Origin of the sequence: Salinivibrio sp. EAGSL (genome assembly GCF_013366455.1) — a bacterium.
Taxonomy (GTDB): Bacteria; Pseudomonadota; Gammaproteobacteria; order Enterobacterales; family Vibrionaceae; genus Salinivibrio; species Salinivibrio costicola.
On sequence record NZ_JABWMG010000006.1, the window covers coordinates 96,298 to 122,442 of the forward strand.

The following is a 26,145-nucleotide window of genomic DNA, read 5'->3' on the forward strand; positions in this document are numbered from 1 at the left end:
TTCTATGCTAAAAGCATGACAACTTAGCCATACAAACACCAGGAAGACCAACGATCATGCTGCTTTAATCGCTTAAACCCCTGTTTAATGCTGCTCGCGAGGTGTCACCTTTTATTGCTGTCACCAACGCGCATCATATTTCTTTCATCTAGGTTTTATTTCATCAGCAATTAGGGTTAATCTATTGATTGTTAAGATTTATTAACAAAACACTCAACCAAGGAAGGCTTATGAAAATCAAGATACTCGCCAGTGCCATGGCGTTAACATTATGCAGTTCAGCGTTTGCCGCCCAAGTGCCAGAGAATGTCACCCTCGCTAATGAACAGACCCTCATTTGGGGCGTCGCCGGTGAAGTACCAACACTAGACCCGACCAAATCCAGCGATACCGCCAGCAATAAAATTATCTCCGATTTATTTGAAGGGTTAATGATTCGTAATCCAGAAGGCGAGGTTGTGCCCGGCCTGGCGAAAGACTGGGAAATCAGTGACGATGGACTTAAATATACGTTTCATCTACGTGATGCGAAATGGTCAGACGGTGAGCCTATAACGGCCGACGACGTTATCTTTACCTTACGACGCGTCGTCGATCCTGTTACAGGTGCGCCTTACGCTTGGTATTTAGGGACCGCCAATATTCAGAACGCAAAAGCGATCACTGACGGCGAAAAGCCAGCAGAGCAACTCGGGGTTAAAGCCATTGACGATCACACGGTTGAGTTTACCCTGGAACGTCGTACGCCTTACTTCCCCAATATGCTGACTCACTCATCAACGTATCCAGTACCACAGCATGCGCTTGAAGCGTTTGGTGACAGCTGGACTCGCCCCAACAATATGGTGAACTCGGGTGCCTACAATCTCACTAACTGGGTCATTAATGAGCGCATTGATCTTGAGCGAAATCCGCTTTATTGGAACGACAAAGAAACAGTGATTAATAAGACTTCGTATGTTGCATCAAGTAATGTCAATGCTGAATATAACCGTTATCGTACCGGCGAGATCGATATCACCTCGAGCTTCCCTTTGGAAGCGTATGATCAAATCAAAAAAGAACGCCCTAATGAATTGATCACCATGCCGTCTTTGGCAACCTATTATTACTTATTTAATACCGAAAAGGCCCCTTTTGACGATGTCAGAGTGCGCAAAGCCTTATCTTATGCCATTGATAGAAACATCATCACCGATATTATTCTCGGCCAAGGCCAAATTCCTGCGTATGGCGCTACCCCACCAGCGATTAACCACTTTGAGGCACCCAAGCTTGAATGGGCGGAAATGAGTCAGGATGCGCGCTATCAAAAAGCCAAATCCTTATTGGCGGAAGCCGGGTTTACGCAAGACAATCCACTGGAGTTTGAACTGGTTTACAACACTATGGAGTCACACAAAAAACTGGCACTGGCAGTAACCTCGATGTGGAAACGCCACCTCCCGGTTGATGTCAACTTAGCCAACCAAGAGTGGAAAACCTTTTTACAAAAAGTGCTGCAAAAAGATTTTGATGTCGCCCGAGACGGTTGGATTGGTGACTATAACGAAGCATCGACGTTCTTGAGCTATTTCAGTAGTGACGGTATGAATAAAACCAGTTGGGGGAATAAAGATTATGATCACGCGCTGGATCAAGCTCTAACGGTCGTCGACCCAGAAAAACGCAACGATTACTATCAAGAAGCTGAGCGTATTTTTGCTCGCGACATGCCAGCCATTCCGCTGTACTTCTACACACGTAGTGTGATTAAAAGCCCTAAAGTAGGCGGTTATAACGTTGAGAACCCGAATAAATTGCGGTACACCCGTAATCTATACATAACGCAAAATTAATGGCAGAAAGTGCAAACGCCACGCTACCTAGCGTGGCGTTTGACAATACGTGACAAAAGCCAAAAAAAAACGCCAGTCTTTCGACTAGCGCTTTCTCTAAATTTGGCTCCCCCAACTGGACTCGAACCAGTGACATACGGATTAACAGTCCGCCGTTCTACCAACTGAACTATGGGGGAATTGTCTTTTTCGACAACGAGCGAGATGATAGGCAATCCATTATCTCGGTGCAACCCTTTTTTCAATAAATCCCCACATACTCGGCTCGAATGGCTAAAAAGGCAACAAATCAGACGATTAAACTATCTTCTTTGCACTCACGTAGGTAAAAGTACAAATATACAACCCAGTAGCCCAGTAGCCCAGTAGCCCAGTAGCCCAGTAGCCCAGTAGCTGATTTCGAGGACCCAGAGACATTGGATAAAGACGCATCGCTCCCACTCTTTATTGCCGGCCCCATGCTACGGCGTACGACACAGCATGAAGAACAGACGGACCTCATCTTCATCTCCCCAGTCAACTTACCGACAGTCAACGCGAACGCTATCAACAAGAAACACTCGCACTCAATGCCTTTCGTTCCGGTTTAACCGGTGTGCAGCGACTATTAGCACATCTATCAACCTATATGATCTTTGATGACCATGACATCACGGATGATTGGAATATCACCGTCGGTTGGGAGCAGGCCGCGTATCTCAATCCCTTTTCTCGTCGCATTATCGGCAATGGTCTGATGGCTTACTGGTTGTGCCAAGGTTGGGGCAATGCGCCCGATAACTTTGGCCAAGACTTTCTCACTACCGCCCGCCAAAGCGCCTATCAGCCCATTAGTGTTTGCGACCTGGACACACAAACAGAGACGCACCAGGCTATGGTGGAGCAATGTCTGCGCTTTGAGCACTGGCATTACACGGTACCAACCACGCCACATCTTGTTGTGTTAGATACACGCACTCGTCGCTGGCGATCCGAGTCACAAATGAATAAACCGTCGGGCCTGATGGACTGGGAAAGCACTGATGGATTTTCAACATGATCTGTTAAGGCATGATAGCGCGGTGATCGTCTCTGCCGCTCCCATGTTTGGCGTTAAATTTATCGAGGTATTACAGCGAATTGCGACCTGGCTAGGCGCGCCGACTGTCGTCGATGCCGAAAACTGGATGGCCCACCCAGGGAGTGCCAATACGCTACTCAGTATTTTTCGTCATCAACGTACGCCCACCAATTATGTGATTTTATCTGGGGATGTGCATTACTCGTTTGCTTATGATATTCGAATCCGATTTCGCACCCATAGTCCGCGTTTGTGGCAAATAACTGCCAGTGGTTTCAAAAACCGCTTCCCCGAGCCACTTCTGAGCTTTTGCGAGTGGTGCGATCGCGTTTTATTCAGCCCACTGTCTCCACTGAATTGGCTCACTAAACGCAAGCGTATGCGCATTGATCGGCGCGACCCTGATACGCCAGGCCCGAAGCGTCTCGTCAATGCCAGCGCCGTAGGATTGGTCACCTTGAATGAAGATGGCTCTCCACGCACCATTAGCCTTCTGAAGACCGATGGTCAACGCGTCTCTTTTCCCGAAAAGACAAAGACCTAGACAGCTCGCCTACTACATCACCGTGATTATCATCGATGAAATTTGGATAATCGCGGTAAGCAGGCCTAACCTTATAAAAGGCAGGCCGATAACAGGAGGCTGTATGCAAGGAGAAAACCACGCACTCGTTTTTGATTTCCCGGAGCATCGCGATCGTATCCACCACCTTAAGCAATATGACCCCGCGTTTCAGCTCGATGCGCAACGCTATCATCAACTCGATCACCATATTCGTGGTTTAGAGATGAACCAAATCCCCACCAGCGACGACATCTTTACTGCCATGAAACGACAGCGCGCGCACCTCAAAGACCGCTTGTACGAAAAACTACGCACACATTAATGGGAGGTGAGCAATGCGTTTGTCGCATTCATTGTGCTTGGTCGTTCTGTTTCTTGGGACAATAGGGGCTGCAGAGGCAAAAACCATCAACACGGAGGCGGTGAGCCTTCGTGTTGAAACACTGAAATCCGGCTTTTCTCATCCATGGGGGATCACTGAGCTTCCGGATGGCGATCTACTGATTACCGAGCGTGACGGCAAGCTTAAACGGCTGACACCCAATGGGCTGGTCGTCTCCATTTTAGGCACCCCAAAAAACGTGTTTCAAGAGGGGCAAGGGGGCCTATTAGATATCGCCTTGGCACCTGATTTTGCGACCAACCAGCGTTTATATCTTTCCTATGCCGCCATCGACGAGCGAGGACAAGCCGGTACTGAGGTTATAATGGCCACACTGTCTAAAGATGTACTCATTGACAGTCGTGTTATTTTTAAAGCCTCTCCCAAACGCAGTGGCGGGCGCCATTTTGGCAGTCGTTTATTGGTCACTTCTGAGCACCTATATATCACGCTCGGCGATCGTGGCCACCGCGATCGCGCGCAATTTGCCGACGATCATCTGGGCACGCTCGTGCGTCTTAATCTTGATGGTACAGTGCCGAAGAGTAATCCCTTCCTACAGGCGGATGACAAACGTGCGGAGGTGTTTAGCTTCGGGCACCGAAATATCCAAGGCATCGCCCTCGATAACACAGGCACACGTATTTGGGCACATGAGCACGGTCCCCAAGGTGGCGATGAACTCAACGTTATTCTCACCGGTGAAAACTATGGCTGGCCGACTATAACATATGGCGTTAACTATGGACTGGGCACACAAATCGGAGAGGGGACATCAAAACCAGGGATGCGCCAACCGGTTTATTATTGGGATCCGTCAATTGCACCGTCAGGCATGATCATGGTTGACAGTGATCGCTTCCCAATGTGGCAAGGCAACCTGCTGCTTGGCTCTTTAAAATTTGGGCTATTAGTCAGGCTAGTATTGGAAGATGGCAAAGTGATTCATGAGGAGCGGATGCTTGATGGTCAGTTTGGTCGTATACGTGATGTTATCCAAGCAAACGATGGCAGTATATTGTTACTGACAGACAGAAGTAACGGGAGTTTATTGAAACTGACGCCTTCCCCTTAAAACTATGCTCGTACTTGTTTTAGGTGACCGTATCAGGGCGAACGATAGGGTTTTAACGCTGCCGAGGCAATATCTTATCTCGGCAGCTATTGGAGGCCTAAGGTTAAATCACGCCCAGCTCACGTAGACGTTCCATTAAGTAGCTTTTCGCAGTGTGGCGAGAAGACAACACCACTTCTGGTTTGGGATGCAAAAACAGTGGTAAGGAAATACGTGCTTTAGTTTTATCCGCCCCCTCAGGGTTTATCACGCGATGGGTGGTTGATGGGAAATAGCCGCCCGATGCCTCTTGCAGCATATCACCAATATTGACAATCAAATTGCCAAAATCACACGGTACATCCAACCAACTACCATCTTTGGCTTTCACCTGCAGGCCCGGCTCATTCGCCGCCGGAAGGATAGTGAGCAAGTTAATATCCTCGTGCGCGGCGGCCCGGATTGCACCTAGCTCTTCATCACCGTTTAACGGCGGATAATGTAATACGCGCAGTAACGTCTGTTCACTCCCCGCAATCATACTCGACAGTGATTGTGAGTAGTGCTCACTGACGCTGACAGGCGATTGACGCTCAACCCAAGACAACAAGGTTTCAGCTAAACTGGTCGCTTGTTGATAATAAGATTGCAGGTTATCTCGTCGTGCTTCAGGACACTGCCCCCAAGGGTAATAATGAAAGAACTCCTTTAGATCACGCTTGGTATGGCCTTTCGCCGTTTCCGCAATTTTAGCGGGGAAAAAGCCATCTTGCGTGTCTGACTTAAAGGTGAAATCGTGCTTTTCCTCGGTGTTAAAAAAGCCTTCCCACTCTTGGTAAATATCAGCGACTCGCTGCTGTTGTAGCGGGTGGTTTTTAAGAACGCCAAAGCCTGTTTCACGTAAAGATTCAACAAATGCTTGCTCCGCATTCGGTGCTTGGAAGTCAATAGCTTGCAGTATCATAGGGTACTCGTAATCGTTTGCTTTTTATCGTGAGGTTGTCGCATGCATAGTCTAACAGCGCGATCGAGAGGCACAACGCGATTCTGTACTCAGGTGGAAACACTTTATTTCCATACAGGAACAATATGTTAACGATGAGCAAACGTGTTTGGCGTGTTACACTCTGGCTTTATTGAACGCATGGAGGTTATATGGGCGTTATTCGTTGGATCCTTGGAAAAATTATTCTCGTTGTCGAGGCCTTAACCAAACCTAAGTCTCCCAAGTTAAGTGCAGAACAAACACAAGCACTTGAGCGGTTGTCAGAACAATTCACGCTCTATCAATTTGCTGCATGCCCGTTTTGTGTCAAAGTTCGTCAGGCGAGTCGCAAACTGGGGCTACCTTTGGCGGTTAAAGATGCCAAACGTGATCTGGCCGCACGGCAAGCGCTTGAGCAAGGTGGTGGCCGTATTAAAGTGCCCTGTTTGCGTATCGAAGATGATGCTGGAGACACACGTTGGATGTACGAATCGGATGACATTATCGCGTATTTAAATCAGCAAACAGCACCAATCATCAACAAGATCTAGCCAATCGTTTAGAGGGGGCTTTTTTGGTAACAACGCCCCTGCTTGCCTTTACGCCTCAATGCAGTAACAACGCTTGCATTGAGGTTATTCAACCGCCCGCGCCATCGCTTGGGGAGTCTCTCTTTAAATACTCCCTAAGACCGCAAATGCCACTGTGCTGACAGCTCCCACGACCATAACGTAAGGAAATTGCGTACAGATATGATCAACGTGATCATTGCCTGTTGCCATCGACGCAACAATGCCGGTATCACTGATTGGTGACGTCATATCGCCAAAAATCGCCCCAGATATCGATGCGCCAATCATCAAGTGCGGGTCAATGCCTGCCGCAGCGCCAACCTGAATACCTATCGGGATCATGATTGCAAACGTGCCCCACGAGGTCCCGGTCGCCAGTGACATGATAGCGGCAATCACAAAGACAAAAGCGGCTGATAATCCCGCAGGCAAAATGCCATCAATCACCTGAGTGATGTAGTGTCCCGTATGTAAGTCTGCCGATAAATCCCCCATTAAAAATGCCAGCGACATAATTGCCCCCAGAGGCATCATATTGGCGTATCCGGCTAACAGGTGGCGGAAAAAGGCATCTAACGACAAGACACGCGTGCCGATAAAGAAAGCCATCGCGACCGCAGTCCCTCCCATCACCGCCCAAAAACAGCAGTCGAGCCAGACCCAGAGGCAATATCGCCATTACCGGTGATAAACAGGCCCACCGGCACCATTAAAATGGTGCTCAGTAACGGCAGAACAAAATAGCTCACTTTGCCTAGCGGCTCATCATCGCGCTGATGATCGCCAGCAATAGGAAAGGCGCCCTCACGCAGTACTTGCCCGGCTGCTGCACGTTGGTCAGCTTTCGCCATTGGCCCCCAACTCGCCCCAGTGAGCACATAAAACAGCACTGCTAGCAAGGAGAGCCACGCCATTAAGTTGTAAGGAATAGCGTGCAATAGAATGTTGAAGGGCTCCCCTTCAACATAACCTTTGCTGACTTGCACGCCGATAATCGCCATCATCGCGGCACCCCAACCATTGATCATCACACTAGAGCAGGTCGCGACGCAGGATGACTGGATCACATAGGCGAGCTTCTCGCGAGAGACGCGATAGTGATCGGCTAAATCACGACTCACCGTCCCCGCTGACATAATGGAAATGGAGCTTTCAATAAAAATCAGCATGGTGGTGACCATCGCGAGCAACTGCACCGCAATCGGATTTTTCACCAATTGAGCACGCTCGGTGAGCGCATGAATCACGGCCCGCGTGCCACCAGTGACTTGGATAAGACGAATTAATCCACCCACCATAAAACAAAACAAGATGGTGCGCGTGTTTCCCGCACTGGCAAACACACCAATATAACTATCCAGTGCCTTGGCGACGCCAGCGAATGGATTGAAATTGGCGATCACGGTATAACCCACCATCGCCCCTGTCAGTAGCGACAGAATGACCTGACGCGTGACCACCGCAAGCACAATCGTGACCAGGGGCGTCACCACCGTCCAGACGCCATAATCGGTCATGATGCCTCCTGATCGAGCGCATACAGGAGATCATCAATCAAGTCACGACTGTCTTCAATGCCGACCGAGAGCCGGAAGGTGGTATCGAAAACCCCCATCGCCTCGCGTTCCTCTTCACTCATGGAGCCGTGAGACATGGACGCTGAATGGTTAATCATACTTTCCACACCACCCAGCGATTCCGCCAAGATAAAGTAACGTAAGCGGCTTAAAAATCGCTCGCTTTCGACCCGCGTGCCTTTTAACTGAATGGTGACGACTGCTCCCCCTGAGCGCATTTGCGTCTGACAAAGCGCATGTTGCGGGTGTGACGGTAAGCCCGGATAGAAAACCGCTTCAATGGCAGGGTGGTTTTCCAGCGCGGTCGCAACGTTTAGCGCATTATCGCATTGACGCTGCATACGCAGATCGAGCGTTTTTAATCCGCGTAACGCGAGATAAGCATCAAATGGCGAGGCAATTGCGCCGACCGTGGTTTTGGCAAAATCAATTTTTTTCGCCAAGGTTTCATCTGCGGTGACCAGCGCGCCGCCAATCATGTCAGAATGCCCACCAATGTATTTGCTGGTCGACAACATCACAATATCCGCCCCCAAGCTCAGTGGCGTTTGGTTCCAGGCGGTCGCAAAGGTGTTATCCACACAGGTTAATAAGGCATGCTCGCGGGCAAACTGGCAAATCGCAGCAATATCAACCAGTTCTAACAAGGGATTCGTCGGAGTTTCAATCCAAACCATGGCAGTACTTGGTTTGACGGCTGCCGCCACGGCGTCCAAGTCATTGAGATCAACATAATCGATACTGAGTCCGTTATTGCGGGCGCGGAGTTTGTCGAACAAGCGATGTGTACCCCCATACACACCACGCATCGCAATAATGTGCGCACCTGCGGGTAGCAGTTCTAAGGCCAAGGCTGTCGCAGCCATCCCCGAGGCCGTCGCGGTCGCATAACAGCCTTGCTCGAGCGCCGCCAACGCACTCTCGTAAGCATATCGTGTTGGATTGCCAACACGGGAGTAGCCAAAGTCTGCTTGATGGCTCAGATCGGGCTGAATAAAGCTACTGGCGGTATAAATCGGAGTAAAAGCCGCATGGTGACCTTTGTCGGTTTGATCACCACCATGAACAGCAAGGGTAGAAAAATGAGGATTTCTCATGTCAGAGCTCTTTATTGGTATAAAAAATCGTTAAAATGGCAAATATAAGTCATTATCACGACTATAAAACATAATGACATGATAATACCCGCACAAATAAAAACTTTAACAGAATTATATTCTATTACGTTCTATATAATAACTGAGGGCATGTTAGCGATTTATCCGTACTTTCTTGAGGAAGTTACCCGCTCAAGCTAGGTTTAAAAAATAACAGCACGAGGAAGGAACAACATGGTAACCATCGAGAGTGCAACGACACAGTCGCATAAAAAGCGCAGCACACACTTTCTTTTGATAGCGACAGTATTCTTGGCATTGCTAGCATCACGTGTTGAAGCTACGCCAATGCTGACGATATCCGGTGACGTAGCAAAACAAACGCTAACCCGTGAACAACTCATTCAGCTGGCGGATCGCACGATCAAAACACAAACGCCATGGACCGAAGGAGAACAGGTTTTTCTTGGTGTCTCTGCCCAAAAACTGTTAGAAACGGTGAATAAGCCCGCACATAGCCTCAAAGCCTATGCGCTGAATGATTATTGGGCGACAATTCCGAGAGACGATATCAAAAAATATAATCCCATCTTCGCGATTAAAAAGAATGGCGACTGGATGCGGGTTCGAGACAAAGGTCCCATTTGGGTTATCTATCCACTCTCGGCCTTTAGCCAACTTGAAAATGAAGTACTACACAGCCGAATGGCATGGCAAGTCAATCGTGTTGAAGTGTTAAAAGAGTAGCGTCCAGCGCCTATATTAAAAAGCACAATGCGGCGAAAAACAGCCGATAACACCACTTGAGATAGAGAGTTGATGAGGTACAAAGTCGAATGGTAAAGCGCCCTCTTATTGCTTTTGTTATGTTTGTCTTCACGGCTCTACTCTTGACCGCGACGGCGCTTTATCAATTTCATCAAGCTTATACGAAACAAACACTTCATACCCAGCTGTCTGCCTGGGCACTTGCCCAAATGGAATTAGAGACCCTCGAGTTTCGAAATGACTTGGCACTCTATCTTGTCGAGGATTCAAGCCCAAGACGATCACTGCTTCTTACCTATGACATCTTATGGAGTCGGTACGATACATTTTTAAGTAGTCGAGAAACAGCGGCAATGCGACGCGCTTTCAATGCCCAACCTATTGTGGAGCGCGCTTTTCGACTCATTCAACGGCATGAGCAGGCTGTGTTAAACGGTGATCGAGAACGGCTTCAAAATTTGCTCAATGAAATAGACATTGTGCTTCCCCAAATTCGTAACTTGATGGTGAATAACTTTACGGGTCCAGCCTCCATCGAACAGCGCGCATTTCTCGATGAAAAAATCAAAGTGATGTACGCTGCAATGTTCATACTCACATTAGTATTGATTTTTTTCGCGTTTCGCCTGTATCGCAATAGCAGCAAGCAACAAGAATTGGCGTGGCAGGATCGCCTCACCGGCTTACCCAACCGAAACTATCTTCTGGACTGCCTGTATAAAGCGGTCCAGCAAAACCGTATACATACCTTACTGTTGATAGATATCCGTCGTTTTAAAGACATCAACGATTTGATGGGGTATGAGCAAGGGGATAAGGCATTAACAAAACTTGCCAGTCAGTTAAACAGCATTTGTTTGCCTTATGGGTATCCATGTGCGCGTGTCAGTAGCAATGAGTTTGCAGTGCTTGCTTACTCGGATGGTCGTCATCTCAGCTTTTTCACCCAACCATTATGTGACTCACTACGTCGTGCTATTGACAGTATTTATCCAGGCCATCGATTGTCCTTGGCAATAGGTATCGCAAAAAGTCTTGATGTTGATACCCACTCAGGAAACAGTCACTGGCAGTTTGCCAATGAGTTGCTTAATAACGCTGACCTTGCCTTAATGAGAGCCAAACAAGCGCCTGTCACGAAAGACAGTATTGACACCTTTAAAACGGAGTATGAACAAGAAGCGCAACAACGTCGTAGGCTCCGCGATGAATTAAAGGCCCACTTGATAGACCCATACCAAGATGCACTTTATGTCGCTTTTCAGCCTATTGTATCGGCGGATCCAAATCGATTAGGTTGCGAGGCTTTAGTTCGCTGGCATCATCCTGAGTACGGGCCAATTAACCCGGAACTTATCGTAAATGTCGCCGAAGAGTCAGGGCTCGGGCAGCGCTTAGGTACGTGGATACTGCAACAAGTTCATCTCGCGCTCAATACAGAATGGCAAAGTATCAATACGCATATTGATATCGCCGTTAACCTTTCCGATTCATTTTTCAATGAGTCTTTAATTGCTGATGTAATAACGATTTTCGCCAAACACCCAGAACAACGCAAACAACTCATTTTTGAAGTCACAGAAACAATGACCATTGATGATATCGGTCGATTCAGTCTTTTGATGAACCAGCTTCGTGATGTCGGGATCCGTATCGCGCTTGACGACTTTGGAACCGGCTGGTCGTCCATGGCAGTGCTCAATCATTTAAGCTTCGACAAAGTCAAAGTCGATCGCTCATTTGTCACTGGCATGGCAGATATAACACGACAGCAAGTGCTCGTTGATACCATTTGCCACATGGCCCACCAACTTGGTATTCATGTGGTCGCCGAGGGAGTTGAAACTAGGGAGCAGTTAACCAGCCTTCAGCAAATGGGGGTCGATGAGTTTCAGGGTTATTTTTTCGCCAAACCCCTATCAGCAATAGACTTTTATGCATTTTGTATTGACTACCTGAACCAGAAGAACGTATTACTTTCCAAGTAATCAATCAAAAACCTCTTCAATATCAACAACTTTTGACCTATTTACTGTGATTTTCCAGCGCTGATAAACGGTTGACTGACCTTTAATCCGTTGGCAGCTGATCAGATTAAATTGATGCCGTTTTTCCACCGAATCTTTTAGCACTTGTCCTTCATTAAGGCGATACAAGCGTTGGCTACCGCGGTCCATTAACCGAGAAAAAGAGCGAAAGTCAAATTTCCATACATCTCTGGTGGTGTCGTATCCCGATAAAAAACGGGTCGTTTCTAGTTGTGTTTTTACCTTAAGTCGTACAACCGCTTCTTCTCGCTGACGCAATTTACCACGGCGTAGCTTTTTCACCTCATCAGGTAAGGTGTTATAGTCAAGGTAATCAAGCCATTCAAGCTGTCGTCCAATTTGCCTATTCGACGTCGGATCAATAAAGCGCTTACGCCATTTGGGGCGACCTCTACGGATCCACCGCCAAAGCGCTTCACGCAAATCATCTTTAAAGATCTCACGTAATGCATAGATCCCTGCCATTGCAAGCACAAAAGACAACGTGATTTCTCCCAGATACTGACGAGCATGAATAATCACCGTGGTCACAAAGAGCATCACAAACGCGGTCGCTGAAGCCTTAGCAAGCTTATTCAGATTTTTGCCCAAAGCCTGTGGAATTTGTCGAATCGTGACAGGAAATTCAATCAATCGGCGTGCTAAACGCATCTTATTGACCATACGCGTTGGATCGCGCACCGCTTTATCCGAGTTATAGCGATTAACCAGTCGATGCGCCTCTTCAGCCTGACATAGCTCAATCAATTGTTGACGGACCGTTTTATACACGTTCCCACGTGGCATATGCGCAAGTAGCGAGAGGAAACGCTGTTCCGTCAACCATGACAAGTAATTATCAATGTTATGATAGTACTTGAGCAGTTTGGTATCTTGCGGTTTATAGCGGCGTAAACGACGCAAAATTTCAACCGCCATTTCAATGGTATCTTCTAACTGCTCAAGAGCATCAGCGTCATCAAGCCCTGATACGGACTCAAAAAAGTCATGCGTCGCTTTTTCCAGTGACAAGGCGTATTGATAGGCATAAAGACTCAAGCTGACGCGATATTGCTCAGTAGGAAGTTTATCGCGACTGGCTAGACGGGCATGAACGAGCGGTAAGTGATAGCGGGACGTGAAATAAGTACGACTATTAGCAAGCACGCGGTAGTAAAAATCGTCTTCAGACAGCACATGTTTACCAAACTTCAGTTCGCCAGGCACGAAAAGGTAGAATGCCACCTCTTGCGCACTCACTTCTTCATTAAGCACCGCTATCCTGACTGACAGCCCTTCATGTTTGTCTACCGTGATCACGACTACTCTCCTGTGAACGCCACCCTGTTTATGCCGCGCCAACCCTGTTACGCGACCGCGCTATGTTTCAACCAAGCAAGATCTTTCAACGAAACAGGCGCTTCGCCTCGCGAGTATCGCATATTTGCTAAGATTCTGTTTGAAAACTTAGGCTCTATTTAAAAACTTAGGCTCTGTTTAAAAACGCAGATCCTGTTTAGAAACGTTATCACCGCTCAAAACAATATGGTTAAATTTTAGCCAAACCGTATAAATTAGGTTTCCTTCCCGCTCTTACCTGACGTGTTACCATTACTTACAAAGAAATTAACGAGGTTATCCACAGATACGGTAGATAACTTTATGCCCCGAACGCTAAATGTAGTTCAACCAACACCATATCTAGTATGCGTTTTAGCGACCCACGAATAATGGTCGTGGCCAGATCCTCACAATGTCATACAAAAAAAAGCGAGCCACTGCCCGCTTATGTATTCTCAGACGCCAAGGCTATTTAACTTGCCACAACCTGACGTAAGCGCTCCTGTACCACATTCACTAGAAGATCAGGTTGGAATTTGGAGATAAACCGATTACACCCTACCTTCTCAACCATTGCTTCGTTAAAACTGCCACTCAACGAGGTATTTAGTGCAATGTACAAGTCACTCATTCGGCTATCAGAACGCACTTCGTGCGTCAGTTTGTAGCCATCCATTTCTGGCATTTCTGCATCGGTGATCATCAGCAAAATCTCGTCACTGACATTTTTGCCTTCATCGCACCAGCTCTTCAGCAAATTCAATGCTTCAGCACCGTTTTTCTTGATGATGCACTCGACGCCAAACTGCGACAGTGTTTCACTAACCTGCGCTCGTGCCGTCGATGAGTCATCCACGACCAATACACGCTGTCCAGCCATGTAAGGCGTAATTTGCGGATCAAGCACATCTTCCGACACACCAACTTCATAGGCGACAATTTCTGCCAAGACTTTTTCTACATCGACAATCTCAACCAAACGAGTTTGTCCATCAAAGTCTTGGCGAGTAATCGCGGTCAGGTAGTTATTACGGCCTGAGCTTGCCGGCGGCTCCATGATTTCATCCCAGCCCATATTCTTGATATTAATCACTTGACCCACCAAGAAGGCTTGAATAGTGCGATTGTATTCCGTCACGATGACGTTGCACTCATCAGACATCCCGATGGTTCCCATACCAATCGACTGGCGTAAGTCAATCACTGGGATCGATTTACCTCGGATCATCGCCACGCCACGAATATTAGGATGCGAGCCCGGCATTTGGTTGAGCTTAGGCACCTTGATAACTTCGCGGACTTTAAAAACGTTGATGGCAAAAGGTTGGCTAGAACCTAGATAAAACATTAACAGCTCAAGGCGGTTCTCACCCACCAGCCGTGTCCGCGAATCTACCGAATCTAAAATATTGGTCATAGTTCACTCAACCGTCGTGTTACTGCTCATTCGCATGTATCCGGACACGTATATTTGCTTATCGACGTGCCGCTGTTCACGACTTTTCTATTGTGCTCTGGGCACCGAGACAAAAAAAAGTCTAGTCTTATTTTAGGTAAGATATGGCGACAGGCAACCTATTTGCTCATATTAGGCATACCTTTCGCCTTACAGCTTACCCGTTTTAGTCCCACATTTTAACAAAAGGTGCGAGGAAAAAGCGTGGCTGACACCACGTTTAAATGAGACTATCAATAAGTTTCAAATATGAGACAATACGGATGGATTAGGTATCTTTTCCCGAATCAGCCCCTATCCTTGTATAAGAATAGGTGAACAATGCTAAGGCTGTTACCATAACTAAACGATTGACGATTACACGCAGAGTGATGCTATGAAGAGCAAAGCTAATCAAGCACAAGGCATGTTGATGTTCCGCCTCACCGCCACCCAATCTTTCGCGATTGGTACGCTAAAAGTGCGGGAGATCATTCCTTTTCAGCCGCTCACGGATTTGCCCGGCTCCCATCCAACGGTGATAGGGACCACCAGTTTCCGTGGCATCGCCACCCCCGTGATTGATATGGCGAAAGCTATTGGCTACAAGCCTGTTGCCAAGTCCGAGTGGGCGTCTTGTTATATCATCGTCACGGATTGCCAACGCCGCGTGATGGGTTTTTTGGTACGTGGAATCGATAAAATCAGCGAATGTGATTGGCGCTCTATTTCTGAGCCGCCCGAAACCTTAGGAACGCGCGCGTTCTTAACCGGTGTTATGCACATCGACGATAAACTCGTGCAGCTCCTTGATGTGGAATACATCATGGAGCATATTTCCCATCCGATCCCGACAAGCTCCATCCTATCTTAGCCGATGTGGATCGTGAAAAACTCAAGCCGATGAATATCCTGCTAGTCGATGACTCCTTAACCGCCAGAAGACAGCTTTCTGAGGCATTGGATAGTATTAACATCCCCTATTTTGTGACGAATAACGGCCTAGAAGCGCTGCAAATGATGAAAAACGCCGCATCAGCCGGCAAGCCGTTTGACATCATTGTCAGTGATATTGAAATGCCAGGCATCGATGGCTACGAGCTGGCGTTTGAAATCCGTAATGATGATAAATTGGCAGAAGCATACTTAATCCTGCATACCTCATTGTCCAGTGACATTAGCGTTGATCGTGCCAAACAAGTGGGCGCCATGAAGCACTCACAAAGTTTGACGCCACCGAGCTGGTACAAGCGATGTTGCGCGGCGCCATGATGAAAACATCGGGTTCATCGGTCAAGTTAGAAGGTAGCCCAACCGACTATTGACGGTCATCGGACGGGCCATGGCTGGGATTGATATGTGTCATAACACTGTCAATGTCAGCCTGTTATCTTTGCCACCATCAAACAAATTCATCGAGATGTAGGATGGTCGAAAAGGTGTTCGCCTCAGGGTATCTTAGTATCAAGGTTCATACTGACTCTTCTATCGCCCTCTCGGCGACTCAAGTGACCAAAAACTCTCCACCTCAAGCGGAAAAAGGCTGGGTTTGCTGCCGCGCTTGTGGTTTAATTTTTTCATACTTCAAAAAATAGAAGGCGACTATGATGACCAGCGTATACGAGATCGTTAAGCACTCACGACAAAAGAACAAGCTAAAACGCGAAATCCAAGACAACGACAAAAAAATCCGAGACAACCAAAAACGTGTTGTCTTACTCGAAAACTTGTTGGATTACATCCAACCAGAAATGTCGTACGAAGATATCGTCGAAATCATCAAGAACATGAAAGGTGATTATGAAGACCGCGTCGATGACCACATCATCAAAAACGCGGAGATTTCTAAGCAACGCCGTGAAATCAGCCGCACCATCAAAGAGCTCACCAAGCAAAGCAAGAGTGGGAAGTAATCCCGTTGCTTAACCGACTAAAAGAAACCCGCCAAAAGGCGGGTTTTTTTAAATGGCGAGAGGGTTAGCGATAGGCTCACCAAACATGGGCAACGGCCGTTCATTGCTATCATCGTAACCAATGTTGAATCTGACCCGATTGATACACACTTTCTCTTTGGTCTCACTCAACACATCAAACAGCGCAAAACGGGCGCTAAGCGCCGGATGCGCGTGTTGATAAGCCCGAAGCGTATCACCTAACTGGCGATAAAACTGAGTTTCACTAACGCCAAGTGAGACAAACCATGGCGAGATAAAGCGTAACGTCGTCACGAAATGTCCGGTGTACAGGTCGTGAACTAGATAGTGTGGTGGCAAGTGTTTAATATTACCTCGCACATCTTTATCCAAGCTATTTAGCTCCGGAAATGGCTGATCGACAAAGCGTAGGTCACCATGAAAATCTTTGATCATACAACCTACAGGGACGTCACCCTCAAGCACTACCGTTATGTTTTGCCCATGGGCGACGAGACCAATCCCGTATTGACACAGCAAGTGATAAAGGGGCACAACAACGTGATCAAACAAACGCTGCAACCATTCGTTAGGCGTTAACGCGGTGTGCGCAATCAGCGCTTCCACACAACTTATCCCATCGCCTCCGGCTTGCATCAACGTCGCCAAACTCATAGGTCGCTGATTCGATAGCAGCAAGCTTTCCGCACGTTCACGCCAAACACATCCCAACATCTCATGGTATTTGTAGCAACTGTCTATCTGCGCCTGATAAGGCTGTGGGCAATATATCCCTGCCACTTCTTGTTGCACGTGCATGCCAAGACGGGACAGTAGATCGTCCTGACTCACACACTCTGAGAGCCATTTTGACAGCACGAGGCCGTGCGCAATAAAGCTGCCGGGCACGCCGCGATAACAAGACGTATTAAGGATCGTCAGCGCGGTTTTAACATCGTATTTTCCTTGGTTATCCGCACGACTCAAGGTACGAATAGACTGTTGCGCTAGCCACTGCTCAGGACGCGTACCTAAATCAATTATCTTTCCAGAAGAAATTGAAGAAGCGTATTGGCTGTAGATATAACGCTGCATCTGCCAAGGATGAACCATCATGATAAGGTAATCATGCTTATCCGCCGGCAAGCGCGACATAAGCGCGTCATAAGCAGCTGGCGATAGTGTATCGATGAGCAAACTTGCCTGATCCAGCCCCTCACAAAAACCATGTTGTGCGCAGTCTCGATGTACAGCGATATAATGCAAGGCAAAAACGTTACCGTATTCAGGTGCATACTGCTGGCTCTCTTGCTGTCCCCAGCCTAACCGGCCTTTGTTGGCAAGAAACTTAGGGTGTGCATCCAAATAGGCCTGGCGAGCCGATTCAGATAACGCGACCAGCTCATCGGCTGGCATAACATCTAACATTGCAAGATGTTGCTGTTCGGCGCTGAGGGTTTCTTGTAACTCTTCAATCAGCCCACCGAGGTGGAGTGGCGTCATCTTAATCTCTGGCTGTAAATCTATTATTAGCGCGATGAGCTCGGGCTGATGATTATCCCCACGTGACACACTGCCGATATCCACAATCACCATGCCCCATAGGCTCATGGTGGCTGAAAACGACCAGTTCGCATTAGGGAGAGTGAGTTGATAGTCGCGCCCTTCGGTATGAGAGACGGTAATCGCGTTTTCAAAATGAAGCTCTCTGATGGTTTTTGCGAGCAACTTCTGATTGGCTGCTTGCCAATAATTCCCCTGCATTTCCTATGTCCTTTATGCGTTATTTTTCACCAATTTAAGTGAAATGTGGCAATTCGGTTATCAATGTATTGACATAAGGAACAAAGATCAATAATCATAATGATATCCATTATCATTTGATGATGGGAAAAAGGTAGTGATTCAGTAGTACTGCAGGGATGCAGCCTCACCAACCCTGCAGTGTTGTGACGAATAAGGATAATTATGAACACCATAAAAGCAGTCGGCTTTTCACTCTCGCCGCTGGCGTTAGTGATCAGCGCCCATCTCGCCCATGCCGCCCCTTCTGCGGCCAATACCGAAACCATCATTGTGACCGGTAGTAAGATTCAAACGACCATCGCCGATTCCGCCAGCACCAACTGGGTAATCACCAATGAAGAATTAACCCGTGAAATTCAAGGCGGTGAGTCATTAAAAGGCGCGCTCGGGAAGCTGATCCCAAGCTTTGACTTTGGCAGCACCAACGCACGTACCAACGCCTCACAGAATTTACGTGGCCGCAGCGCGCAAATCATGATTGATGGTGTCGCATTGAATGCTGCACGTACCATCAGCCGCCAATTGGATAGTATCGACCCCTTTAATGTCGCGCGTGTTGAGGTACTATCAGGCGCGACCTCCATTTATGGCGCGGGCGCAACCGGCGGTATTATCAATATCATCACCAAACGCGGTGAAGCGGGCGATGCCCAGCTCGAGGTTCACACCGGCGTCACCACTGGGTTTAACAACAGCGACGACCTGACCAAAAAAGCCGCGGTCGCGGTATCCGGCGGCAGTGATACCTTGCAAGGGCGCTTGTCAGTAGCGTATGAAGGCAAAGGCGCGGCCTACGACGGCAATGGCGATCCTATTCTGCCCGATGTGACCCAAACCGATACCCAATTTAATGACAGCATTGATGTGATGGGCAGCCTCGATTACCGCCCAGATGACGAACAGCATCTCTCTCTAACTGCTCAATACTATGATAGTCAGCAGGATACGGATTATGGGATTGATTATGGGCCTAAAACCAGTATTTATGGAGGAGCGATTACTGTATTTTCTGGCTTATTAGATTCTAATAAACTCAAGCGTTCAGAAGGCCTAGAGCTTGACGAACAACCTTTCACTGAGCGTATGATGTTAAACGCTCAATATAGTAATGTTAATTTACTGAATCATTCATTACTTGCGCAAGTTTACTATCGTGAAGAGACTTTTGGATATTTCCCATATCCCAGATTAGTTGGCAACACTTTCACCATGAGTGCTTCAGAGCAAAGCAATAATGTTATCGGAGCGAAGTTATTATTAGAGAAGGAGTTGGGAGCTTTCACACTCAACTATGGCGTCGATTATAGCCATGAAGAGTTTAATGCGTTCCAGCGTGTTTATGACCCTGATACTAGCTATGCTAGCAATGGCCTTGAGTTCAAACATATAGGGGACATAGGCCGCTATCCCGACTTTACTACCCAAAATGCAGGCATATTTGCGCAGGCGGATTGGTCAATAACAGATAAATTCAACGCTTTTGCAGGATTACGGTATCAATACACCAAGTATAAAGGCGATGACTTTATTGGATTTGCTCAGCAAGCATTAACATTAGTTTCCTCTTCTCCAGAAGCTGATGCCATTCCAGGTGGAACCACTGACAAAGACATCTGGCTGGCAAATGCTGGGTTAAAATATGACCTGACCGACAACCAGCAAGTTTGGGCTAACTTTAGCCAAGGCTTTAATATGCCGGATCCAGGTAAGTTTTACGGCAAAGGCGATTACTCCGGAACCACGTTAAAAGAGAGTGTGAATGTGGAAAACACCCCGCTGGATGGTGCTAAAACAAACTCCTTTGAACTTGGTTGGCGCACCCAACAACAAGACTATAATGCTCAGCTAGCTGCTTATTACTCCCTCTCAGATAAGACTTATAAATATAAAAAAGCTAGCTTAGAGTTAAACAGTAATAAAAAGCGTATTTACGGCCTTGAAGGACAGATTAAATATTACTTCACTGATGTCTGGTATAGCCGCGCGCAGGGTCACTTAGTGCAAAGCGAAACCAAGAAAAATGGTAGCTGGGATGAGCTGAGTATCTACAATGCCAGCCCTTCTACTGCAATGGCGGCAGTGGGTTACGATAACTTCGATTGGGGCACCGAGCTCAACCTCCAACACGTTGGCGATTTGTCGGACGAGGCAGGATATAACCTAGAAGGCTACGAGCTTGTCGGTCTCAATGGTTACTACACCTTGCCAGTAGGCCAGATTAATTTTGGTATCCAAAACCTACTTGATAAGCAATATCAAACCATTTGGAGTCGTAAAGCACAAAACGCCTACAGTGAACAGCCTGAACCATCGAAACAAACTGCCGCAGCACTGTTTGACTACGCCGGCGTAGGGCGCACCTTTAGCTTAAGCTACAGCGCCACGTTTTAACTATGTTCCTTTTCGCGCCCAGTCCTCGCTGGGCGCCTTTTCTCCTAATTTGTTTCACTCATAGTTGCACCACAACATTGCCTTAGTAAGCCCGTGTCTGTAAGGAGTTGTCATGACACATCCCCTGAGTTTGAATGCGTTTTTCAATGCGTTGTTTGTCGAGCACCCACACACGCGTGTGATAAAAGGTCAGCCTGACCACGCCAGTTTCCCGTGTGAACACGGCGAATTATTATTACCGCTCACCTACACCTCAGCAGCCGGCCGTCATCGTTATCAAGGTGACATACTGTGGCGCGGTAGCGACGGTGAAACTGTCCCTACTACCTTTGCCGATGCGGTTTACCGTATCGCGCAATCAGTGCCTGAGATCAGTGGCGAGCGTCTCGACCGCTTTGCATCACGTGTTAGCCAGTCTGACGCCTATGTACAGCGAGCAGAAGCACATTGGCAACACAGGTTCGCTGACCGCTGGCCACAGCGTTTTATCGAATCGGAGCAGTCTCTGACCGGCGGTCATAGCATGCACCCTGCCCCCAAGAGCAATGAACCACTGACGCCCGAACAGCAAGAGGCGTATCTACCCGAATTTGCGGAGTCATTTGCGATTGAATGGTTTGCGGTTGCGCCGGGGCAATGGACAGGTGAAGGGGTTAACCATGATGTACTCGACACCTTGCAATCCTTGTTTGTCGATAGCGTGGGCTTAACCCATGCGGCCAATTTACCGCAAGGCTGGCTTCCCTTGCCCATGCATCCTTTACAAGCGCAAGCATGGCGTGACAGTGATGACGCACGTGCACTCAAAAACAGCGTGATTGATTTAGCCTTGACCAGTAGCGGCTGGCTGGCGACCTCATCGTCACGCGCCATCTATCATCCCGACCATCAGTGGATGTTAAAAGTCTCTCTACCTGTCAAGCTCACTAACTCGGTACGGCTATTAACCGCCACTGAAGCCAAGCGTGGTGCCTTACTGAGTAAAATGCTCAACGCAGCCCCCGGACAAACGCTGCAGCAGCGAGCCGCCACGACGACCTTTATCGAAGAGCCGGTCTGGTGCACCATTTTGTCCAAGCAAGGTGAGCCTTTATCACTGCCTTTGGTGAGCTTGCGCGACAATATTTTCGCCCACCAAGCCGATCAAGATGTCCACCTGCTCGCCAGTATCAACCAGCCACATGGGCAAGGCAGCCAAATTGGCGCGCTGATCGCGCAAGCCGCACAACATCATCAATGGACACAGCACGACGCCGCACATCATTGGTTAGCCGCCTTCTTGGACCATATTCTGTATCCCCTGTGTTTGGCACGCAGCGATTATGGCATCTTGTTACTGGCCCATCAGCAAAATATCTTGCTGCGTACCGCGCACGGTTTGCCTAGCGCCATGATGTACAGAGACTGCCAAGGTATTTGGGTCACCGACCCTGCCCCTGCGCTGTTCCCCGATGCATTCAGTGAAGGGTTACCAAGCTGTTACGTGCCAGCCGACAAGGTTGATCCGTATCTGAGCTACTACCTGATTGGTAATACACTAATCAATACACTTTCCGCGATCAGCGAAGCCACCGGTGTCACCGAGCAGCGTTTGTGGCAGGTGTGCCGTCAAGCTTTCGCAACTTGGCGAGCGAGCCATCCTGTGGATAGCCGCCTGTATGACTATCTTCTCGACTCGCCGACCCTGCACTGGAAACGGAACTTCCACACTTTCCTCGCCGATCACAATGAAGCGACACTGGCCGATCCCAGCCAAATTTACACGGATATCGATAACCCATTTTATGATGATAACGCACTGGGCTCATGCGTATTTAAACCGGTCAATCTTGATCGCACCGTGGGGCTTCGCAGCCACTCGCTCGACGCGTCTTATCACCTCATCGACGTGATGGAACATGGTCAAGCCAAAGCGACCTTCGTGCTGCACAAACCGGACAATGACACTGCGACGCTAACCACGCGCTATTGCAATGATGAATCACTCTGGTGGGCGGCGGTTGAGCACGCCTTTTATCAGCATCAGTGCCAAGCACTGTATGCCAGTGATTATCCTCACGCTCTGCAATCCGTCGTCGCCCCCTGCACACCACTGACACTGTCGCAGTTTAAACAACACTGCCCGATTTGGCACCAAGCTCAGTCACCCTCCAATGAGGTATACCAAACCGCAGAGAACGGTTTAACCCACCCAACGCGACCTGAGAAACCACAAGGCGTGTTCTATCGTCGCTACTTTTATCACCTCAAGCGCACACTAACGCTACGTCCAGCAGAAACGAAACGCGATCTTGCTTGCTTTCACGCCTGGCACAACCATCCGGATATTGCCCCGATTTGGGAGTTAGAGGGCTCGCTCGAGTTTCATCGTCAATATCTGCAAAAGGCCCATCACGATGCGCACTTGCTCCCCGTGATTGGCGAGTTTGATGGAAAGCCTTTCGGCTACTTTGAAATTTATTGGGTCGCGGAAGACCGGCTTGGACCTTACTACGATGTCGATGCTTTCGATCGTGGTATGCATATGTTAGTCGGTAATTCCGACTTTTTGGGTCGCCAATACTTTAATACCTGGGCGCAATCTATTATCCATTACTGTTTCTTAGCCGAGCCTCGTACCCGAAACGTAATGGGTGAGCCTAATGCAACAAATTGGCGCGTAGCCCGAATTGCTCGCGGTGTGGGCATGAAAAAACAAAAAGAATTCGATTTTCCCCATAAGCGCGCTGCACTGATGCAATGTGAGCGTAACGACTTTTTCGCACGTTATGCGCAATAAGGATGCAGTTATGACAAGGCATTATTCTATTTTAGGTGTAGGGCTTGGCCCCTTTAATCTCAGTGCGGCGGCGCTGCTGGCTCCCCACAGTCAGTCCATTTCGAATTTGTTTGTTGAGCAAAAGCCACGGTTTGCGTGGCATCCCGGCTTATTGCTGGATGATGCGAAAATGCAAACCTCATACCTAAAAGACATGGTGACGGCCGTCGACCCAACGAGCCCTTACACCTTTATTAATTACCTGGTTAAGACCAAAAAATTTTATCCCTTTACCGCGCGGGGCGAACAGACGGTATCGCGGTTAGAGTTTTCTGATTATATGGCTTGGGTGGCTCATCAGCTTCCCAACACCCAATTCGATACGCCAGTACTGAATATCATGCCTCACGGCTCAGGCTTCGCGGTGAGTACGCCACACGGACAATTGAGCTGCGATCATTTGATCGTTGGCACCGGTACCCAACCGTTTATGCCTGACTGTGCTGCGCCATTTGTGGGTGAGCGGGTCTTTCATGCCAGTGAACTTGCCCTCCGACAACCGGACTTAAGGGGTAAAAAAGTTGCCATTGTTGGTGGTGGTCAAACCGGTGCCGATGTCTTCCAGCATCTCTTTGATGGTGAATTTGGTAAAGTAGCGCATATTGATTGGATTTCTCGCCGTCCTAATCTGCAAGGATTAGATGAGAACCCTTTTACTGATCAGTATTTTATCCCTGATTACGCAGAGCAGTTTCATAGCCTCGACCCCAAGATCAAACACACTCAGCTTGCGCAACAAAAGCTTGCCAGTGATGGGATTACCGACGACTGCTTGCAAGGACTGTATCAACGCCTGTATCACGATAAATATGTGCGCCGGTCACCGCAATGGTGGCGACTGCTTCCAGGACAAACGCTTACTGGGATGCAATCACACCAAGCAGGTTACCAGTTAGCGACCACAGCTACCTTGACCGGAGTAACCACAGCACTCGATGCAGAGGTGGTGATCTTGTGTACTGGTTTTTCTCGCGCACTCCCTCAGTGCCTCGATACTTTAAGCGACCACCTCGACCTTGATGACGAGGGACGACCGAATGTGAATGCTCACTACCGAGTAAAAATGCGTGAAGGCAGTTCACTCGCTTTATATATGATGAATGTCGGCACCCATTGTCACGGTATTATTGAGCCACAATTGAGTCTCGCGGCCTGGCGGGCAGCAACCATTATTAATGCGATTAGCGACACGCCCCTATACGACATTACGCATCATCACGGCTTACTCGACTGGACGCTGACTGAGTCCTCCACACAGTCAGCTCAGATGCAAAAGGTAGCAGGCTGGTAATGGCGTACACACAAACAAAGCCCGCGACACAGACCGCTAAATGGCATCCTATCACCTTAACGTCTATTGCTGCTCTGATGGGCATTGGACAAAACGGGCTGTTGGTCTCGCTGCCACTGTTAGTGGCACAAGGCGGATTTTCATTGTCAACCTGGGCGGTGATCATAGCGGTGGGTAGTGTACTCTTTCTCCCTGCTGCGCCTTTTTGGGGACGTATAAGCGATCAGTACGGCCCCAAATTTGTGGTTCTTCAAGCCTTAATCGGCATGGCTATTAGCTTTGTCCTGTTACTGATCGCCACGCTGGGCGCGCAAAACAGCCTCAACCAATGGCCTTGGTTAGCATTAGCGCTGATGGCAAGAGTCGTGTATGGCTTAACCGTGGCGGGCATGGTTCCCGCCAATCAGCATTGGGCCGTGTTACTCGCTGGCGAGGCACGCCGCATGCAGGCGATCACCTCAATCAGTATTGGTTTAAGTCTCGGTCGCTTGGCCGGCCCATTAATCGCCTCGGCGGTTTTAATCGTCAGCCCGTATGCCTCACTTGTGCTGATGTTATTACTGCCATTAATCGCCACATTGGTTATCAGCCTCATGCCTCACCGTGAGGGCCAGAAAGATACATCAAGCTCGCCTGTCAGTCAGTGGCTGGCGCCAAAAGCTATTTGGCCCTATATGGGATATGGACTCGCCGTGTGTGCAGCAATTGCCCTATTGCAATACAACCTCACGCCGATACTCCATACCATCACCGAATGGTCTGCCAGTAAAGTTAGCCAGATGATGAGCTATTTGCTTACCTTAAGCGGCATTGCAACGCTCACCGTACAAGTGTTGGTGGTAAAAAAACAGCGTCTAAGCATCGACCACATGCTGGGCATCGGCGCAATCAGCTTAGTTGCAGGTTATAGCTTACTTTTACTCCCTACCCTGGGCGCATTAATCGTTGCTATGCTCGTAATATCAGGGGCCTGTGCGTTGCTGATCCCTGCCTATACTAGCCAAGCGATGCAAAGGCTCGACAATGAACCGGGGAAAGTCAGTGGTTATATCGCTATGGCGCATACGCTCGGATATGGATTCGCGTCACTATTAGCGACATTAACACTTAATTATCCACCTCTTCCCATCATCACTTGCGTCAGCCTTGCAACCATGGTGCTACTGGGCATATTAAATGCAGCATATAAACAGTGAACCAACTAAGGCTCACCGTTTTTTCCAGC

Annotated in this window: 18 protein-coding genes, 1 tRNA gene and 2 pseudogenes; 13 read left to right on the forward strand and 8 right to left on the reverse strand. The window is 48.3% G+C overall.

What is annotated here, in order from left to right; genetic code table 11:
- Window positions 1-230: 230 nt before the first annotated feature.
- Window positions 231-1,838, forward strand: coding sequence for an ABC transporter substrate-binding protein (locus HLG76_RS05250; protein WP_077605502.1), 1,608 nt, complete (start codon window positions 231-233; stop codon window positions 1,836-1,838).
- 103 nt (window positions 1,839-1,941) lie between these two features.
- Here the strand turns inward: HLG76_RS05250 and HLG76_RS05255 are convergent.
- Window positions 1,942-2,017, reverse strand: a tRNA-Asn gene (locus HLG76_RS05255).
- 356 nt (window positions 2,018-2,373) lie between these two features.
- Here HLG76_RS05255 and HLG76_RS14920 point away from each other — a divergent pair.
- From HLG76_RS14920 to HLG76_RS05275, 3 genes and pseudogenes are all read left to right on the forward strand, one after another.
- Window positions 2,374-3,442, forward strand: a pseudogene (locus HLG76_RS14920) (alkaline phosphatase family protein); the annotation flags it as partial.
- 103 nt (window positions 3,443-3,545) lie between these two features.
- Window positions 3,546-3,785, forward strand: a complete 240-nt coding sequence (locus HLG76_RS05270) for a YdcH family protein (protein ID WP_025744348.1) — start codon at window positions 3,546-3,548, stop codon at window positions 3,783-3,785.
- A gap of 13 nt (window positions 3,786-3,798) precedes the next feature.
- A complete protein-coding gene (locus HLG76_RS05275) occupies window positions 3,799-4,920 on the forward strand; it encodes a PQQ-dependent sugar dehydrogenase (RefSeq protein WP_175993225.1) in 1,122 nt (373 codons plus the stop codon).
- 103 nt (window positions 4,921-5,023) lie between these two features.
- Here HLG76_RS05275 and HLG76_RS05280 read toward each other — a convergent pair whose 3' ends face one another.
- Window positions 5,024-5,863 (reverse strand): 2OG-Fe(II) oxygenase family protein, encoded by an 840-nt coding sequence (locus HLG76_RS05280; RefSeq protein ID WP_077460876.1) that lies wholly within the window; start codon window positions 5,861-5,863, stop codon window positions 5,024-5,026.
- A gap of 191 nt (window positions 5,864-6,054) precedes the next feature.
- On the opposite strand from HLG76_RS05280, the gene HLG76_RS05285 reads away from it, so the two are divergent.
- On the forward strand, window positions 6,055-6,435 hold the full coding sequence (locus HLG76_RS05285; RefSeq protein WP_077460875.1) for a glutathione S-transferase N-terminal domain-containing protein: 381 nt from the start codon (window positions 6,055-6,057) through the stop codon (window positions 6,433-6,435).
- 123 nt (window positions 6,436-6,558) lie between these two features.
- Here HLG76_RS05285 and HLG76_RS14925 read toward each other — a convergent pair whose 3' ends face one another.
- The 3 genes from HLG76_RS14925 to HLG76_RS05295 are packed head-to-tail and all read right to left on the reverse strand — an operon-like array spanning window position 6,559 to window position 9,130.
- Window positions 6,559-7,086 (reverse strand): Na+/H+ antiporter NhaC family protein, encoded by a 528-nt coding sequence (locus tag HLG76_RS14925; RefSeq protein ID WP_254877632.1) that lies wholly within the window; start codon window positions 7,084-7,086, stop codon window positions 6,559-6,561.
- The gene (locus HLG76_RS14930) at window positions 7,086-7,973 is read right to left on the reverse strand and encodes a hypothetical protein (RefSeq protein WP_254877633.1); all 888 of its coding nucleotides are present in this window, start codon (window positions 7,971-7,973) and stop codon (window positions 7,086-7,088) included. The genes HLG76_RS14925 and HLG76_RS14930 overlap by 1 nt, the downstream gene beginning before the upstream one ends.
- Window positions 7,970-9,130: a PLP-dependent aspartate aminotransferase family protein gene (locus HLG76_RS05295; RefSeq protein ID WP_077668985.1), complete on the reverse strand. Its 1,161-nt coding sequence runs from the start codon at window positions 9,128-9,130 to the stop codon at window positions 7,970-7,972. The genes HLG76_RS14930 and HLG76_RS05295 overlap by 4 nt, the downstream gene beginning before the upstream one ends.
- A gap of 234 nt (window positions 9,131-9,364) precedes the next feature.
- On the opposite strand from HLG76_RS05295, the gene HLG76_RS05300 reads away from it, so the two are divergent.
- Window positions 9,365-9,877: a hypothetical protein gene (locus HLG76_RS05300; protein WP_077677508.1), complete on the forward strand. Its 513-nt coding sequence runs from the start codon at window positions 9,365-9,367 to the stop codon at window positions 9,875-9,877.
- An 89-nt stretch (window positions 9,878-9,966) separates the two neighbouring features.
- The gene (locus HLG76_RS05305; RefSeq protein ID WP_175993226.1) at window positions 9,967-11,886 is read left to right on the forward strand and encodes a bifunctional diguanylate cyclase/phosphodiesterase; all 1,920 of its coding nucleotides are present in this window, start codon (window positions 9,967-9,969) and stop codon (window positions 11,884-11,886) included.
- Here the strand turns inward: HLG76_RS05305 and HLG76_RS05310 are convergent, their stop codons facing one another.
- The gene (locus tag HLG76_RS05310) at window positions 11,887-13,245 is read right to left on the reverse strand and encodes a hypothetical protein (protein WP_077576138.1); all 1,359 of its coding nucleotides are present in this window, start codon (window positions 13,243-13,245) and stop codon (window positions 11,887-11,889) included.
- Window positions 13,246-13,738: 493 nt separating this feature from the next.
- A complete protein-coding gene (locus HLG76_RS05315) occupies window positions 13,739-14,683 on the reverse strand; it encodes a chemotaxis protein CheV (protein ID WP_077460871.1) in 945 nt (314 codons plus the stop codon).
- Window positions 14,684-15,098: 415 nt separating this feature from the next.
- Between HLG76_RS05315 and HLG76_RS05320 the strand changes: the two are divergent.
- Both HLG76_RS05320 and HLG76_RS05325 read left to right on the forward strand, forming a co-directional pair.
- Window positions 15,099-16,026: pseudogene (locus HLG76_RS05320) on the forward strand (chemotaxis protein).
- Between the two features lie 282 nt (window positions 16,027-16,308).
- Window positions 16,309-16,614 (forward strand): DUF496 family protein, encoded by a 306-nt coding sequence (locus HLG76_RS05325; RefSeq protein WP_077460870.1) that lies wholly within the window; start codon window positions 16,309-16,311, stop codon window positions 16,612-16,614.
- A gap of 48 nt (window positions 16,615-16,662) precedes the next feature.
- Here the strand turns inward: HLG76_RS05325 and HLG76_RS05330 are convergent, their stop codons facing one another.
- Window positions 16,663-18,378 carry an IucA/IucC family siderophore biosynthesis protein gene (locus HLG76_RS05330; protein WP_175993227.1) on the reverse strand — a complete coding sequence of 572 codons (1,716 nt, stop codon included), beginning with the start codon at window positions 18,376-18,378 and terminating at the stop codon, window positions 16,663-16,665.
- Between the two features lie 204 nt (window positions 18,379-18,582).
- Between HLG76_RS05330 and HLG76_RS05335 the strand changes: the two genes are divergently transcribed.
- From HLG76_RS05335 to HLG76_RS05350, 4 genes are all read left to right on the forward strand, one after another.
- On the forward strand, window positions 18,583-20,811 hold the full coding sequence (locus HLG76_RS05335) for a TonB-dependent receptor (RefSeq protein WP_175993228.1): 2,229 nt from the start codon (window positions 18,583-18,585) through the stop codon (window positions 20,809-20,811).
- 112 nt (window positions 20,812-20,923) lie between these two features.
- Complete coding sequence (locus HLG76_RS05340; RefSeq protein WP_175993229.1) at window positions 20,924-23,590, forward strand: GNAT family N-acetyltransferase; 2,667 nt, start codon at window positions 20,924-20,926, stop codon at window positions 23,588-23,590.
- Between the two features lie 10 nt (window positions 23,591-23,600).
- On the forward strand, window positions 23,601-24,920 hold the full coding sequence (locus HLG76_RS05345) for a lysine N(6)-hydroxylase/L-ornithine N(5)-oxygenase family protein (protein ID WP_236719499.1): 1,320 nt from the start codon (window positions 23,601-23,603) through the stop codon (window positions 24,918-24,920).
- A complete protein-coding gene (locus tag HLG76_RS05350) occupies window positions 24,920-26,116 on the forward strand; it encodes an MFS transporter (protein ID WP_175993230.1) in 1,197 nt (398 codons plus the stop codon). The genes HLG76_RS05345 and HLG76_RS05350 overlap by 1 nt, the downstream gene beginning before the upstream one ends.
- The last annotated feature ends 29 nt before the right edge of the window (window positions 26,117-26,145 follow it).